Annotated in this window: 15 protein-coding genes; 7 read left to right on the forward strand and 8 right to left on the reverse strand. The window is 63.5% G+C overall.

Features of this window, described 5'->3' with window-relative positions:
• Nucleotides 1–62 precede the first annotated feature (62 nt).
• The 3 genes from lysS to VIM61_12475 are packed head-to-tail and all read left to right on the forward strand — an operon-like array spanning nt 63 to nt 2,571.
• Nucleotides 63–1,514 carry a lysine--tRNA ligase gene (gene lysS, locus VIM61_12465; protein ID HEY8901217.1) on the forward strand — a complete coding sequence of 484 codons (1,452 nt, stop codon included), beginning with the start codon at nt 63–65 and terminating at the stop codon, nt 1,512–1,514.
• Between the two features lie 8 nt (nt 1,515–1,522).
• On the forward strand, nt 1,523–1,945 hold the full coding sequence (locus VIM61_12470; protein ID HEY8901218.1) for a hypothetical protein: 423 nt from the start codon (nt 1,523–1,525) through the stop codon (nt 1,943–1,945).
• Nucleotides 1,942–2,571, forward strand: a complete 630-nt coding sequence (locus tag VIM61_12475; protein ID HEY8901219.1) for a phosphopantothenoylcysteine decarboxylase — start codon at nt 1,942–1,944, stop codon at nt 2,569–2,571. The genes VIM61_12470 and VIM61_12475 overlap by 4 nt, the downstream gene beginning before the upstream one ends.
• A 9-nt stretch (nt 2,572–2,580) precedes the next feature.
• Here the strand turns inward: VIM61_12475 and can are convergent, their stop codons facing one another.
• On the reverse strand, nt 2,581–3,240 hold the full coding sequence (gene can, locus VIM61_12480; protein ID HEY8901220.1) for a carbonate dehydratase: 660 nt from the start codon (nt 3,238–3,240) through the stop codon (nt 2,581–2,583).
• Between the two features lie 37 nt (nt 3,241–3,277).
• On the opposite strand from can, the gene VIM61_12485 reads away from it, so the two are divergent.
• A complete protein-coding gene (locus tag VIM61_12485) occupies nt 3,278–3,481 on the forward strand; it encodes a hypothetical protein (protein ID HEY8901221.1) in 204 nt (67 codons plus the stop codon).
• A gap of 75 nt (nt 3,482–3,556) precedes the next feature.
• Nucleotides 3,557–5,335: a biosynthetic-type acetolactate synthase large subunit gene (ilvB, locus tag VIM61_12490; GenBank protein HEY8901222.1), complete on the forward strand. Its 1,779-nt coding sequence runs from the start codon at nt 3,557–3,559 to the stop codon at nt 5,333–5,335.
• A gap of 42 nt (nt 5,336–5,377) precedes the next feature.
• On the opposite strand, the gene VIM61_12495 is transcribed toward ilvB, so the two are convergent.
• The 7 genes from VIM61_12495 to dltC form a co-directional block, all read right to left on the reverse strand.
• A complete protein-coding gene (locus VIM61_12495) occupies nt 5,378–5,878 on the reverse strand; it encodes a hypothetical protein (protein HEY8901223.1) in 501 nt (166 codons plus the stop codon).
• 1 nt (nt 5,879) lies between these two features.
• Nucleotides 5,880–7,283 carry a M12 family metallo-peptidase gene (locus VIM61_12500; GenBank protein ID HEY8901224.1) on the reverse strand — a complete coding sequence of 468 codons (1,404 nt, stop codon included), beginning with the start codon at nt 7,281–7,283 and terminating at the stop codon, nt 5,880–5,882.
• A gap of 451 nt (nt 7,284–7,734) precedes the next feature.
• On the reverse strand, nt 7,735–9,030 hold the full coding sequence (gene dltB / locus VIM61_12505; protein ID HEY8901225.1) for a D-alanyl-lipoteichoic acid biosynthesis protein DltB: 1,296 nt from the start codon (nt 9,028–9,030) through the stop codon (nt 7,735–7,737).
• On the reverse strand, nt 9,027–10,493 hold the full coding sequence (gene dltA, locus VIM61_12510; GenBank protein HEY8901226.1) for a D-alanine--poly(phosphoribitol) ligase subunit DltA: 1,467 nt from the start codon (nt 10,491–10,493) through the stop codon (nt 9,027–9,029). Before dltA ends, dltB begins: the two co-directional genes overlap by 4 nt.
• Before the next feature lie 4 nt (nt 10,494–10,497).
• Nucleotides 10,498–10,632: a hypothetical protein gene (locus VIM61_12515; protein HEY8901227.1), complete on the reverse strand. Its 135-nt coding sequence runs from the start codon at nt 10,630–10,632 to the stop codon at nt 10,498–10,500.
• Nucleotides 10,604–11,836, reverse strand: a complete 1,233-nt coding sequence (dltD, locus tag VIM61_12520) for a D-alanyl-lipoteichoic acid biosynthesis protein DltD (GenBank protein ID HEY8901228.1) — start codon at nt 11,834–11,836, stop codon at nt 10,604–10,606. The genes VIM61_12515 and dltD overlap by 29 nt, the downstream gene beginning before the upstream one ends.
• An 8-nt stretch (nt 11,837–11,844) precedes the next feature.
• Entirely contained in the window at nt 11,845–12,120 is a 276-nt protein-coding gene (gene dltC / locus VIM61_12525; GenBank protein HEY8901229.1) for a D-alanine--poly(phosphoribitol) ligase subunit 2, read from the reverse strand.
• A 167-nt stretch (nt 12,121–12,287) separates the two neighbouring features.
• Here dltC and priA point away from each other — a divergent pair, with 167 nt between their 5' ends.
• Together priA and VIM61_12535 are read left to right on the forward strand one after the other, a co-directional pair.
• Nucleotides 12,288–14,489, forward strand: a complete 2,202-nt coding sequence (priA, locus tag VIM61_12530) for a primosomal protein N' (protein HEY8901230.1) — start codon at nt 12,288–12,290, stop codon at nt 14,487–14,489.
• 30 nt (nt 14,490–14,519) lie between these two features.
• Nucleotides 14,520–15,237, forward strand: a 718-nt coding sequence (locus VIM61_12535) for a hypothetical protein (GenBank protein ID HEY8901231.1), incomplete at its 3' end; no start/stop codon positions are given.

Here is a 15,237-nt window from a genome sequence, read left to right on the forward strand (position 1 = left end):
ACCGAATCGACTTTTCCATTGAGGAAGGCCCGGCTCGCGGCGCATGGTATCTCTCTTTGACTGTGGAACCGACCTCACTTTCCGAACTGCTCGCCATTCGCCGCCAGAAACTCGACGCCCTGCACGCCGCGGGCGTCGCTCCCTATGGTCGCGGCTATGAAACCGATGGCGATATCGCCGGCGTGCGCGCGAAGTTCGCCGAAGGCGCTCCGCTGCGGGCGGCGGGCCGCATCACCGCCCACCGCGACATGGGCAAGAGCCAGTTCCTCGATCTGTCGGACGCCACGGGCCGCATCCAGATTTTCCTCCACGCGAAAGAGATCGGCGAAGAGGCCTTCGCGATCTTCAAGCACCTCGACCTCGGCGATTTCGTGGGAATTGCCGGCGAGGGCTTCATCACGCGCACCGGCGAACCGACGATCCGCGTGACGAATTTCGAGGTCCTCAGTAAATCGCTGCGCCCGCTCCCCGACAAGTGGCACGGCGTGCAGGACACCGAGATCAAATACCGCCAGCGCTACCTCGATCTCATCGCAAATCCCGAGTCGCGCGACGTTTTTCAAAAGCGCATCGCCATCGTGCGGGCGATCCGTCGTTTTCTCGAGGATCGCGGTTTCCTCGAGGTCGAGACACCGATGATGCAGGCCGTCGCCGGCGGCGCCGCGGCGGCCCCCTTCCAGACGCACCACAACGCGCTCGGACTCGATCTTTTCCTGCGCATCGCGCCGGAGCTTTACCTCAAGCGCCTGCTCGTGGGCGGCTTCCCGAAGATTTTCGAGCTCAATCGCAACTTCCGCAACGAGGGCATCTCTCGCCGGCATAATCCCGAGTTCACCATGCTCGAGGCCTACTGGGCCTACGGGGATTTCGAGAAGATGGCCGACCTCGTCGAGGAACTCGTCTGCCATCTCGCCGAGACGATTTGCGGAGGTCTGCAGATCGAGCATAGGGATGCCGAGGGCAACGTCACGAAGACGATCAATCTTGCGCGCCCGTGGCGCCGGGCCCGCTACGCCGACCTCGTCGAGGCCGCCGTGCCGGGCTGGTATGCGCTCTCGCCCGAGGCGCGTCGCGAACGCTGCGCCGAGTTGCGGCTGGATATCACGCATTGCGTCGCGGACTTCGAAGTCACCCAGCATGTCTTTGAAAAGCTCGTCGAGGAAAAGACGATGGACCCGCTTTACGTCACGCATTGCCCGAAGGAGCTCGTTCCGCTCGCGAAGCAGAATCCGGACGACCCGTCCGTCGTCGACGTTTACGAACTCGTGATCAACGGCCAAGAGATCTCGCCCGGCTACTCGGAGCTGAACGACCCGATCGTCCAGCGCCAGCGGCTCGAGGAGCAAAGCGGCGGCGAGACGCAGAAGATCGACCACGATTTCATCGAGGCGCTGGAATACGGGATGCCGCCGGCGGGTGGCATCGGCATCGGCATCGACCGGCTGGTGATGATGCTCACCGGCGCGGAATCGATCCGCGACGTGCTGTTCTTCCCGCACATGAAGCCGCGCTAGGGCTCCCGATGAAGACTCGCGTCCTGCTAGCCGCGCTTCTGGTGGTGCTTGGCGCGGCGCCGCTGCACGCCGCGAAATCCCGGGACGAGCTGCTTTTCCAGATCAATGCCGCGCTCCTTGCCGGCGATCGCGCCGCCTTCACGCGATGCATCAATTTTGCCGGCTCGGACAAGGCGACGCGCGCTTCGTTCACGAAGATTGTGGAGCAGATCTTCCGCTGGCCGACGCATTACGTCTTTGCGACCGACCGCAAGGATCACGACAACCCGCGTATCGAGCAGGGAGGGAAATTCTATCGCCTGAATGGTGACTGGAGATTCCAGGTGCACATTTTTCTGTCCAAGAAAACGAGCGCCGGCTTTGTCTTTCCGGCCGGATCGGTGGAAGGTAAATATTTCGTCCTCGTGGCCGTGCCGGAGAAGACCCCATGAATCGCGTGCTCATCACCTGCGGCCCGGCGTATGCGCCGATCGACAACGTCCGCCGCATCACGAATTTTTCGACCGGGGAACTCGGGGTGATGCTCGCGAATGCCTTCGCGGCGGCCGGGAGGGATGTCGTGTGCTTCAAGGGTGAGGCGGCCACCACGCCGCTCGCCGCGGCGACGGGAGTGGACCTGCGCGCGTTTTCAACGAACGAAGATCTGCTTCGCCAGCTCGAGGAGGTCGACTTCGTGAGGGACGTTTTCCACACCGCGGCTCTCAACGACTACGAGGTCGAGAGCGTGCGCGATGAATACGGCACGATCCTTTCCGCGGCGAAGATTCCGAGTCGGGCGGGCGAGCTGAACGTCATGCTGCGGCCGGCGCGCAAGCTGTTGCCTGAACTGCGGAATCTTTTTCCCGGTGCGCAAATCGTCGGCTGGAAATACGAGCTGAACGGCGAGCTGGCCGATGCGCTGCATGCCGGCGCGCACCAGCTCGAGGATTGCGGCACGGACTTCTGCGTCGTGAATGGCGCGGCCTACGGCGACGGCTTTGGCCTGCTCGATCGGCAGGGGCGCGTGCGGCATTTTGCCGGCAAGGCGGAACTCTGCGCCGGCCTCGTGAGCCGGTGAGTCGCGCGGTTAGCTGAAGCGAGCCACGACGGCGCGCAGCGCGCTTTCGACATTCGTTTCGACCTCTTCGAGGCTAGAGATCGTGACGCCGAGATCGTGCACGAGGCCGTCACGGAGGCCGTAGATGCAACCGTGCACGTTGAGTTTCTGCCCCCGCTTCCAGGCGTGGCGGATGAGCGAATTCTCGCAGAGCACACGGACCTGCTCGATGACGTTGAGTTCACAAAGCCGGTCGAGCTGGTCGGCCTTGTTTGGCGCGGCTTCGAGGAAGGCGCGGTGTTTTTTTGCAAGCACGCTCACGGAGTGCAGCCAGTTCTCGACCAGCCCGAATCCCAGATCGTCTTCGGCGAGCGCAGCCTGCACGCCGCCGCAGCCGTAGTGGCCGGTGATGAGGATGTCCTCCACCTTGAGCGCTTCCACCGCGTATTGGACGACGGAGAGGCAGTTGAAGTCCGTGTGCATGACGAGGTTCGCCACGTTGCGATGGACGAAAACCTCGCCGGGGCGCAGACCGATGATCTCATTGGCCGGCACGCGGCTGTCGGCGCAACCGATCCAGAGATATTTCGGCGTCTGCTGGTGGACGAGCGATTGAAAGAAGGTCGGATCCTCCGCCTGAACTTCCGCGGCCCATTTACGATTGTTCTCGAAGAGTTGTTTCAGCCCCATGCGCGCACGCGTTTAACGGGAATCCGGGCGCGTGTCGATGCGCGGACTTCCGGCCCGCGCGGCTTTCTGCTCTGCTGACGCCATGAACGTTCGCCTGTTCCTTCTCGGCCTGCTCCTCGTCACCCTTGCCGGCTGCGCCTTCGACGAGCCCGCCCCCGCGCCGACGCCGGCCCAGTCGGGGCACGCGCATGTCGACCAGGCTGCCCCGGTGACGGGCGGCGTGCTCTTCAACGGCAATTGATCCGTTCCGGTTCTCGGGCGGACCAATCGCGGCTTGCTTCGGGGTCGGAGTTCTGGCATTTTTCCCAGTTCTCTTATGGCCACGAAATCGTCCCGTCGCACTCCCGCTAAAGCTGCCGCTCCCGACCGCGGCAAGAAAATGAACGGCGCGGACATTCTCGTCAGCTGCCTCGAGCGCGAGGGCGTCGACACGATTTTCGCCTATCCCGGCGGTTGCTCGATGCCGATCCATCAGGCGCTCACCCGTTCGAAGAAGATCCGCACGATCCTGCCTCGCCACGAGCAGGGCGGCGTGTTTGCCGCGGAAGGCTATGCCCGCGCGACCGGCAAGGCCGGCGTTTGCATGGGGACCTCGGGACCCGGCGCGACGAATCTTGTGACCGGCATCGCCGACGCGTTCATGGACTCCACTCCGCTGGTGGCGATCACCGGCCAGGTGCCGCAGTCGATGATCGGCCGCGGCGCGTTCCAGGAGACGGACATGTTTGGCATCACCCTGCCGGTGGTGAAGCACAGCTACCTCGTGTGGGACATCAACGACATCCCGCGCATCGTGAAGGAAGCCTTCCACATCGCGACGACCGGCCGGCCGGGCCCGGTGCTCATCGATATCCCGAAGAACATCCAGCAGGAGGAGACGCAGCCGATCTATCCGACGAGCGTGAACCTCCGCGGCTACCGGATCGACTACAAGGCCGACGACGTGGCCTTGAACGAGATGATCGGCCTCATCAACAATGCGAAGCAGCCGATGATCTATTGCGGCGGCGGCATCATCACCGGTGAGGCGCATCGTGAGCTGCTCGAGTTCGTCGAGCGCACGCAGATTCCCGTGGCAACAACGCTGATGGGTATCGGCTGTTTCCCGGAGACGCACCCGCTCTCGCTCAAGTGGCTCGGCATGCATGGCACCGTTTACGCGAACAACGCGGTGAACGAGGCGGACCTCCTGCTCGCAATCGGCGTGCGCTTCGACGACCGCGTGACCGGCAAGGTCGAGAAATTCTGCGAGCACGGCACGATCGTCCACATCGACATCGACAACTCCGAGCTGAACAAGAACAAGCTCGTGAAGCTGCCGATTCACAGCGACGTGAAATACGCGCTGCGTCGGACAAATCAGATCCTCGAAAAGGGCGGGTTCAAGCGCGTGAAGTCCGCGTTCAACCGTTTCCCGGCCTGGTATAAGCAGATCGAGGGCTGGAAGAAAAGTTTCCCGCTTACGTTCAAGGACACGCCCGACGTGATCCAGCCGCAATACGTCATTCGCATGCTCAACGACATGACGAAGGGGCAGGCCATCATTGCGACCGGCGTGGGCCAGCACCAGATGTGGGCCGCGCAGTATTACAATTTCACGGAGCCGCGCACGCTCATCACCTCGGCCGGGCTCGGCTCGATGGGCTACGGCTATCCGGCGGCGATGGGCGCCAAGATGGGCCGCCCCGACAAGCAGGTGATCGACATCGACGGCGACGGATCTTTCCTCATGAACGTCCAGGAGCTCGCCACCACGCACGTGGAAGGCATTGCGGCCAAGGTGATCATCCTGAACAACCAGCATCTCGGCATGGTGGTGCAATGGGAGGACCGCTTCTACGGCAGCAATCGCGGGCACACCTTCCTCGGCGATCCCAAGGATCTCGGCCGCATCTACCCCGACTATGTGGAGATCTGCAAGGGCTTCGGGGTCACCTGCGAACGCGTGACCCACAAGAAGGATCTGCCGGGGGCCATTCAGCGCCTGCTCGATTCGAAGGAGACTTACGTCCTCGACGTGATGACCCCTTACACCGAGCACGTGCTGCCGATGATTCCCACGCAGATGACTTACAAGGACGTCATCACGGAGTAGAAGTTTCCAAGCCGCGAGGGGGAAGCTCTCGCGGCTTTTTGTTCAAAAGTCTTGCTCGAGCTTCGCGGGCAGGTCGGCTTGCGGCTGGGTCACTTCGACGAGAGCCCAGTCCCATGGCATCCAGCTTTCTTTGCGCCACTTGAAGGAGAAGGGCGCGGTGAGATTCTCGGATTCCTGCATCACAAATTGTGCGATCGGGCCACCCGAGCCCACGATGCGAATTCTTTCCTGAACGACGAGATTTCGGTCATCCCGGAAGAGAATTTCCTCCTCCGGGATCACACCGAGCGCGAGAAAATCCGCAAAGATTTGCGGGAGGTGTTTCAGAATCTTCGGCTTCGTTTGGCCCCACGGGTCTTTGTAGTTCGCGGAAATGAACCCGCCAACCGTGACCCATTTTCGATCCTCGACGGCGCGGAGAAGATTTTTTTGATGCAGGCGCACCTGCCGACCGGGCAACCAATGAAGGGTCGCGAGAAGCAAGGCGACCGCGGCGGAGCCGAGGATGATGCGATCTGCGGAAAGTCGAGGCAACGTGATCACCTTAAGGCGTGCGAAGGATGATCACCTTCACGGGAGAAGACTCCAGATTGGAAAGATCCACCGCGATGATTTTCACGACAGTGCGGCCAATTCGCGGCCGCAGGGTGAGCTTCCATTGTTTGGTTCCCTTGGCGATGGCGAATTTCTCCTGGCCGGTCACCTTGTAGATAACGCGATCGAGGCCCGAGTCGTCACTGGCGGTTCCGCGGAGGATGATACGAGCGCTGTGGGTCTGGAGCTGCGCGCGGCCTCTCAGAGTGAGCTTGGGAGGAGTGATGTCAGCTTTGGGGAGCGATTCGTCGGGGAGGGGGCTGGGGCTGGCGCTGGGAGTGGGCGTCGGGGATGGAGTTTCGGGAGCGACTCGGAAGTCCGCGATGAGGATGGACGTATCCCGGATGGTGGCGGCGTTGTTCGCGGTGCCTTCCTGGCCGGTGGGGGTGCCGAGGTAGTCGAGATTGGGATCGGAGAACCGCAGAATGCGGGTCGCGCTCTTGCGGGAGGCGTCGCCGGTGGAGGCGACAACGGTTACGAAGGCGGCGCCGCTGCTGAGGAAATAGTGGGCGAAAGAGTCGGCGTAGTAGGATGTGGGCGTCGAAGAATAGCTGTCGCGCAGATGGCGGCATCCGTGATTGTGGCCGACTTCGTGGACGAAGGTGCTGGTGGGATTTTTCGCGCGAACGACGTTGAATGCGTTCCTGAGGCCAATGGTGGACTGGTAGTTGACGTTGGAAAGGCCGCCATCGACGTTGCTGTCGATCCACAAGGAAACGATGTCGGCCCCCACCTGGTCGCGGTAGGCGTGCACCTCGTCGATCTTCCCGTCGGCGGTGCTGCGGAGTTCTGCGAGGGCGCGATCCATTCCTTCGCTTGCGGGGTAGTCATAGTCGATCGGGTTGACGGCCACGGCCCGAAGGGTGACCGCGATGTTGGAATCGGAGAGCGCGGTGTTCCCGTCTGTGATGGAGGTCTGGATCTTTGCGCGAATATCAGCGTCGTCGGAGGGAACTCCGACGGCGCCACCTACCGAGACTCGTGCCTGGTCGTTGAAATAGATGGCGATGTCTTCGACGACATTTGCGGGAGCGGCGCGCGCAGTGCGAGAGGTGCTCGGCGGGGTCGTAGACGATGAGACGGTGGTGTCGGAGTCGGTGTCGGAACCACTCGCGCGATCGGCAGCGCATGGAAGGTCGCTGGCGGCGGTGAGTTTCTCGACCCGGATGTTGCCTCCCGGACCGCGGCGGATCTCGAAGTTTCCCAGCTGCGCACCGTGGATCGACGCGTAAATCGCGTCGCCGTGCACGCTGATGGCGACGCGTCCCAGCGGAACTCCATCGATTCGGCCGGCGAGGGCGTGCGCCTTCGTGGCGCGGTCGAGCGATTGTGAGGAGGTGATGGTGACGGGCACAGCGAGATCTGGGGAAAGTTGCAGGGTGATCCGGTCGCCCCGGCGGTAATTCGGAATCGGCCTGGTTCCAAAGACGAGTTCGCGAGTGACTCCCTGATAAGTTGGTGCGGTGGGGGGAATCGGAGAAAGGATCGGGGTGAGATTTGCGGATGCAACCGGGATTGGAGCCGGCGCTGCGGAGGGAGCGGCGGGCAATGGCAGGGCGCGCGCCGAAATGGGGGAGGGAGCTGCGGGGGAGAGAGCCGGCGGGAGCTTTGCGACGGGTGTCGGCGATTCGAGGAGATGAAAGGCTCCGAGGGCAATGGCTGCACCTCCAACCAGCCCGCCAAGAATTTGACCGCCCTTCATCCGGTGGGAGACTTACGTTGCCGGATGCCCCAGGGCAAGGCGCCGAACGATGATGGGATAATTTTCTCGGCGGTCGATAGCCCGTGCGAGCTTGGTCGGCGCGTCACGCGGCCGCTGTGCGCGGAGATGTTTCCTCGCTGGCTTTTCTCGATTTCCGGGGGTGGGCGGCCGGTTTCTTTTTGGAGCCGGCGGCGGCGTGCAGGCCGGCCTTGACCTTCGGATGGGCGGTGCCCGGGCCGAGGAAAACGTGGCCGGAGAAGATCAGGAAGCCGAGGCAGACGGCGTTGATCGTGGCGAAGCGGGCGACACCTTTGCCGAGCCAACCGTCGCCGAGCAGACGGTGTTTCTGGTTCCACGGCTTGAAGAGGTCGTAACCGATGAGCAGGGCGGCGTGGTAGAAGCCGTAGATCAGGAAATTCGGGGCGAAGCCGTGCCAGAGGCCCATCAATCCGAAGCTGAGGCCGTAGCCCAGGTGGGAGGCGTGCTGCGGGCGGGCGAGCCACTTGCGCTTCGTCGCGGTGAGAACGAACCGCATGTAGACGTGATCGCGAAACCACGTGGACAGGCTGACGTGCCAGCGATTCCAGAAATCCTTGATGTTGATCGCGGCAAACGGGCGATTGAAATTTTCCGGCGTGCGGATGCCAAAGAGCAGGCTCGCGCCGACGGCGAAGGCGCTGTAACCGGCGAAGTCGAAGAACAGGAAGGCGCTGTAGGCATACATGTAGGAGGCGATGCCAGGCAGTCCGGCCTGCTCCGTGGCGGGGTCGAGCCAGTATTTCTTGATGAGATACGCGAGGATGAATTTGTAGAGCAGGCCGCGAAAGAGATGGCGCACGGCTTCATCGAGGTCGGCGAGCACCGGCGTGCGGGCGGCGTTGGCGACCCAGTCCTTCTGAAAGCGGCGGTAGCGATCGATCGGGCCGGAGGAGAGCGGCGGGAAGAAAAAGAGGAAGGTGAAGAGCTGCGCGGCATCGAGGGTGGCGATGAGGCCGTCGTCCAGACCGAAGACGACGTCGAGGCTGCGAAAGGTGACGTAGGAAATTCCGAGGAAGCCAAAGGTGCTGTTGCCGGCGAGCCAGGGGAGCATGCGGCAGAGCACAAGCGGCGCGAGGGCGAGCGCGATGGCGGCGTAGAATCCCCAGCGTCGTCGAGCGGAGGAAACGGGCGCGGCGGCGCGGAAGCGAAGGAAACCGTAGGCCACGGCGCCCTGCCAGGCCGCAAAGCCGAGGAAGGAAAGCACGAGATGCGACGATGTGCAGAATTGCAGGACGATCATCACCGCGGAGCAGGCGAGCAGCCAGTAGCGGATGTCGCGCCCGAGGCTGCGAAGAAGCAGGACGGGAAGGGCGAGCGCGGCGAGGGCGCCGAAATAGCCGAGATCGGTGTAGGGAATCACAGGAGTTGGGCGAGCTGGCGGCGGTCGGCCTTGCCGTTGGCGGTCATGGGAAAGCTTTCGAGAAAGCGGAACTTCTTCGGGATCATGTAGGAGGGCAGCCGTTCGCCGAGAGCGCTTCGCAGGGCGAGGAGCAGATCGAGATCGGTGCGGCCATCGCGCGAACGGGGAATCACGAAGGCGGCGAGCAGATCGGGCGTTCCCTGCCCGGTGACGGGGAGGACGACGGCGTCGCAAACGTCGGGCAATTCGCGCAGGTTTGCCTCGATGTCGCCGAGTTCGATGCGGTAGCCGTTGAGCTTGATCTGGCCGTCCATGCGGCCGGTAACGAAGAGCAGGCCGCGCTCGTCCAGCGAGCCCCAGTCGCCCGTGCGATAGGTGCGCAGGCCGTTCGCGAGGCCGAAAACCCGGTCGCTGAGGTCGGGGCGACCGAGGTAGCCGACGCTGACATTGTCGCCGTGGATAACGATTTCGCCCGCCTCGCCGGGAGGAAGGGCTGCGCCGGATTCATCCCGGATCTCGACGCGACCGCCGGGCATGCAAAAACCGACGGGCAGGGCGGGATGGTGCGCGAGGACTTCGCGATCGATGGCGATGGAGGTCATGGCCACGGTGGCCTCGGTGGGACCGTAGGTATTCCACACGGCGGCGGTCGGGAAGCGGGCGAGAAGTTCCGCCGCGACAAACGGGGGCAGCGTTTCGCCGCAGAAGAGGAAGCGACGGACGTCGGGGAGTAGCTCCGCGGAAAAGCGGGGATCGGCCAGGCACATCTGGGCGAACGATGGCGTCGAAACCCAGATCGTGATGCGGGAGCGGGCGAGCGTGTCGGCCAGACGGCGGAGATTCGCGATGTCGTCCTTCGAGATGCTGAAGAGGGTGCCGCCGGTGGTGAGGCTGAGGTAGAGGTCCATCACCGAGAGGTCGAAGGAGAACGGCGCCTGATTCAGGAAGACCTCGCCGGCGGGGGAGAAGCGTTGTTCGGTCGTCATCCACTCGAGGAAAGTGGCGAGGTTTCGCGACGTGATCACGACGCCCTTGGGTTCGCCGGTGCTGCCCGAGGTGAAAATGATGTAGTGCGGATCGTCCGGGCGGCGGACGGGAAATGGGATGGCGGCCGGAGCCGGCTGGGCGAGGATCTCGCGGATGCCTGCTGGTGTGAGGACGAGCGCGCAGGCGGAGGTTTTTTCGACCTGGGCCACGCGGGCCTCGGGCCAGGAAACGTCGATCGGGATGTAGGCGCGCCCGGCTTTCAGCACGGCGAGGAAGGCGACGAGCATCTCGGGCTCCTTGTGCCCCCGGACGACAACGGGAGCTTCTCCCTCGGGGAGGGAGTGGAGGAGGTGCCGGGCGAGATGATCGGAGGCGGTTCCCAGCGCCCCGTAGGTCAACGTTGCGTCTCCACTGAGGTGAGCGGGCCGGTCTGGAGTGCTCCGCACCCAATGGGCGATCTCGGCGAGGATGTCCATGGCCTCAGAACCCCTGATAAATAAAGGCAGGCGTCTTGAAGGAGCCGGAGGAGTAGATGAGGAACACTCCCAGCAGGATGAGGAGGTAGTAAAGCGCGAGCAGGGCGACCCTAGTCCAGCGTGGCGGGAAGTTTGTCATGGTAAAACTGATCGATCAGGCGATTGAAATACATCCAACCCTTCGCGCTCGGGTGGCCCATCTCGTCGTTGAAGAAGGACGGGTCGGTTTCGTGGGTCTCGAAGGTCTCGAAGGGAAAGTGGTAGGGGCGCAGTTTGTCGCGCAGCATCGCGTAGTAGAGTTCCCGATCCACGGGCTTCACGCCGGCCGTCGCGAAAGAGGTCGCGTTGATGGGAATGCTGATGATGAGCGGCTTCACGCCAAGCTCGCGCATCGTGCGCAGGAGGAGGTCGAGGTGATACCACTCGTCCGATCTCTCGAGCATGACCTGAAAGGGCTCGGCTTTCTTGCCGCCGAGTTTGAGGGCGAGTTTCTCGGCCGAGGGACCATTTCCGTCGGGATATTCTTCGGCGAGATCCGCGCTGGAATGCCGCTCGCTGGCGGATTTCGTGAGGTCGTCCCACGCCGGTTTTTGCTTCGGCGTTTTTGCGGGAAGCGAAAGTCCGGTCGGGTGTTGAACGATCTTCGGAGAAAGCGCCAGCGTGGTGGAGCATTCGTCGATCGCATTGAGAAAATCCCCGACGTAGCCGCCCAGGCCGAGGGCGATCCTGTCCTCGAGCGATGGAGTCCTGTCCGTGAGGCGTTTGAGTTCGAAGCGGAGGAATTCGTGTCCGGCGAGAGCCTTGGGATACTTCAGGAACTCCGTTGCGAAGGCGCGCTTCAAATCCGGCGAGAGCGAGCTTTTGAAGATGAGCTCCTCGGCCTGGAGGGCGGAGAAATTTCCCTCGTAGAAGCCAACGCCTTCCTTTTCGGAAAGAAACCAGGTGGGCGAGAGAATGATGACGACTTTGCGACCGCGAATCGCGTCGCCAAGGGCGCCCAGACGATGGGCGATGATGAGCGTCTTCGAGCCGGCCTTTCCGACGATGAACAGACCGAAACCCGTGGGATGCGTCGCGAAAAACATGCGACCGGCGTAGGGGGAATCATTTCGGAATTCGGAGCTGCCGTAGATGGGGAGGAGGTCCTTGTCGGCGAAAGCCTCGCGTTGCAACGCGAGGCCCTGATCCTTGACCTCGAGCATGTCCGAGGCCGTGAGATGGGCCAGCCGTCGGTCGAAGTGAAGGGCGGAGAGCAGCCAGAAGAGTCCGCCGGCGAGCGCCACGGCGAGGGCGCCCGCCGAAAGATGCGGGGCGCGAATCCAGAACGGTGCCGTGGTCGACATGCCGGAAATCAGGGCGTGGGGGAGGCGAGCTTGCGGCGGACGAATTCCTCGATCGCGCGAGGCGTGGCGACATTTTCCTCCTCGATCTCGGTGGGGGCGACCTCGACCGAGAAGCGCTCGCTCAACCCGAGGATCAGGCTGACGATTCCAAGGGAGTCGAGAATGCCCGTCTCCCGGATTTTGAGGTCGGGCGCGGTGCGGAGCTCGTCGACACCGGTGATGGAAATGAGAAGGTCGAGAACTGCGGCGTGCAGTTCCTCGTCAGACAGCGGTCCGTGGATCATGCAAGGATGAGAATGCCACCCGGCTGACCGAATGGTGGCGGCAATGTAGACGCGACTTTTTCGGTCACAACCGGAATTTTTCAGCGACGGAAACTTTCTTTCGAAGCGGTCGCGGCGGTGATTTCTGCGCTGTTCATCCCCGGCAAATCATCTGTTAGTTCTGGACGATGTCTCGATTTGCGCGCGTCCTGCTGGACCAATCCGCCGGCAAGCCGCTGGATTACGGCATCCCGGCGCATCTGGCGGGCCGGGTGCACGCGGGCTCGCGGGTCCGGGTGCCGCTGCGCACGCGGGTCGTCCTCGCGACGGTGCTGACGGTGCTTGAAGAAAGCGATGCCCGGGGAGTGCGCGACGTTGCCGAATTGGTGAACGACGAGGCGCTGGTGCGGCCGGTGCTGATGCGGCTGGCACGCTGGATGGCGGACTACTATTGCTGCGCGGAGGAGGTCGCCATGCGGGCGGTGTTGCCGGTCGTGATTCGCAAGGCGGAACTCGCGCACAAGGAGCAGCTCTTCGTGACACTGGTGCGGCCTCCGGACGAGACGGAGCGGGCAGCCATGGCACGCAAATCGCCTCGACAGCTCGAAGTGATCGCGCGGCTGGAGGAGGCCGGAGAGCCGGTCGAACTGGCGGAACTCGCCGGCCCCGCGGCGCGCGCCCTCGAGAAACGTGGCCTGGTGAGCATCGGGAAGCAGCGCATCGCTCGCGACCCCGAGGGCGAATACCTCCCCTCGAGCGATTTGGCCTTGAATTCCGAGCAGGCCACGGCGTTGCAGGCCGTCTGCGAAGCGATCGACGCCGCGGGCAAGGCGAAGCCGGTGCTCCTTCACGGCGTCACCGGCAGTGGAAAGACGGAGGTCTATTTGCAGGGGCTGCGCCACGCCCTCGATGGCGGGAAAACGGCGCTCGTGCTCGTGCCGGAGATCTCGCTCACGCCACAGGCGGTCGAGCGGTTCAAGTCGCGCTTTGCGTCGATTCAGGCGCACATTGCGGTGCTGCACAGCCACCTCTCGGAGGGAGAGCGGCACGACGAGTGGCACAAGATCCATTCCGGAGGCGCGCGTATCGTGATCGGCGCCCGCAGCGCGATCTTCGCGCCGCTCGAGAACCTCGGGCTGATCGTCGTCGATGAGGAGCACGAGAATTCCTACAAGCAGGACGAGGCGCCGCGTTATCACGCCCGCGACGTGGCGGTGTATCGCGCGTCGCTCGAGAAATGCGCGGTCGTGCTCGGCAGCGCGACGCCGTCGCTCGAGAGCTACCACAATGCGAAGTCCGGCAAATACCGCCTCGTCGAGATGCCATCGCGGATCGACGATCGCAGCATGCCGCTGATCCGCGTGGTCGATCTGCGCCTGCAAAATCGCCAGAAGGGCCAGCAGCAGGTGCTCTCCGCGATGCTTTGCGTCGCCATCGAGCGCCGGCTGGCCGCGGGCCAGCAGACCATCCTTTTCCTCAACCGTCGCGGCTATTCCTCCGCGCTGCAATGCCAGGCCTGCGGCCATGTCGCTCAATGCCCGAACTGCAGCGTGGCGCTCACGTATCACCGCAACGACGAGCGCATTCGCTGCCATCTTTGCGGGCATGCCGAGCGTTCGCCGAGATCGTGCCCGTCATGCCGCGACCCGGGAATTCGGCATTCCGGCTTCGGCACGCAGAAGGTCGAGGAGGCCGTGCGAAAGGTTTTTCCCGCGGCGCGGGTGGAGCGGATGGACGCGGATTCCATGACGCGCAAGGGCGCCTATCGTGAGGCGCTGGATCGTTTTCAGGCCCGCAAGATCGACATCCTCGTCGGCACGCAAATGATCGCGAAGGGTCTGCATTTTCCGAACGTCACGCTGGTCGGCATCGTGAACGCGGACATCGGTCTGCACATGGCGGATTTCCGCGCCGGTGAGCGCACGTTCCAGCTGCTCACGCAGGTCGCCGGTCGCGCGGGACGCGGCGAGGCCGAGGGCGAAGTGCTGGTGCAGACCTTCACACCCGGACATCCGGCGATTCAGCATGCCCGGCACCACGACTTTCTGGGATTCTGGGAGCACGAATCCGATTTTCGTCGGGTGTTCGGTCACCCGCCGTTTCAGCGCTTCGTCCTCGTGACCGTCCGTGGGCCGCACGCCGAGCGCACCGAGTTCACCGCGCAGACGCTCGTGCGGAGGTTGCGCGAAAGTGCCGGGCCGGAGGTTGCGATTGGGGATCCCGCCCCGGCCCCGCTCGCGCGAGTGAAGAACGAGCACCGCTTTCATCTCGCCCTGCGCGGTCCCAGCGCCGTGCGGATGAGCCGGATGGTGCGGGCGGCATTGCCCAAGCTCTCGGCGCCGCGCGAGATCCGCATCTCGGTCGATGTCGACGCGCTGCACTTGCTCTGAGTTCGTGGTTGAGGGTTGATAGCAGACAACATGCAGCGCGTTTTTCGATTTTTCGGCAAAGCCCTCGGCGCGCTCGTGATTCTGGGGATCCCCGCGCTGCTCGTTTATCTCCAGTTCGTGGGGTTCGGCGAGGAGTGGCGCGCCAGGGTTGCCGCTGCGCTGGGCGGCACGAATTTCCAGGTCGAGATCGGCCGGCTGACCTTCCATCCCTTCGAGGGAATCGTCGCGGAGGGCATCACACTGCATCGGAAGGTCGAGCCCGATCGGCAGCTTGCGGAGATCGATCGCCTCATCATTTCGCCGAACCTCGCCGACCTTCTGCGAGGCCGGGTGACCATTGACCGACTCTCGCTCGACAATGCCTCGGCCAACATTCCGTTTGCTGACGACGGTATCCGCCCGGACGTGATTCAGCTTCGCGACATCGGTGCGGATATCTGGAACACGAATGGCCAGATCACGATCAGCCGGGCCGAATGCCGGGTGGAGAATATTCACGTCACCCTTCACGGCCATCTGCTGATGCCGACCGGCGGTGGCCCCTCCAACCCGAGCACGCCGGAGCACCGCGCCTCGCGGGCGGCCTCCCTGCGCGGCGTCCTCGAGATCCTGCGCAAGTTCGAGTTTGCCGAACCGCGGCCCGAGCTCGACATCGCGGTGAGCGGCGATCTGTCGCGCCCGGATTCTCTCGGTGGCGACGCGATCACTTTGCGCACCGGCGGCGTCCGCTACGGCAATCTGAGTTTCG

The organism is Chthoniobacterales bacterium (assembly GCA_036569045.1).
Taxonomy (GTDB): domain Bacteria; phylum Verrucomicrobiota; class Verrucomicrobiia; order Chthoniobacterales; family JAATET01; genus JAATET01.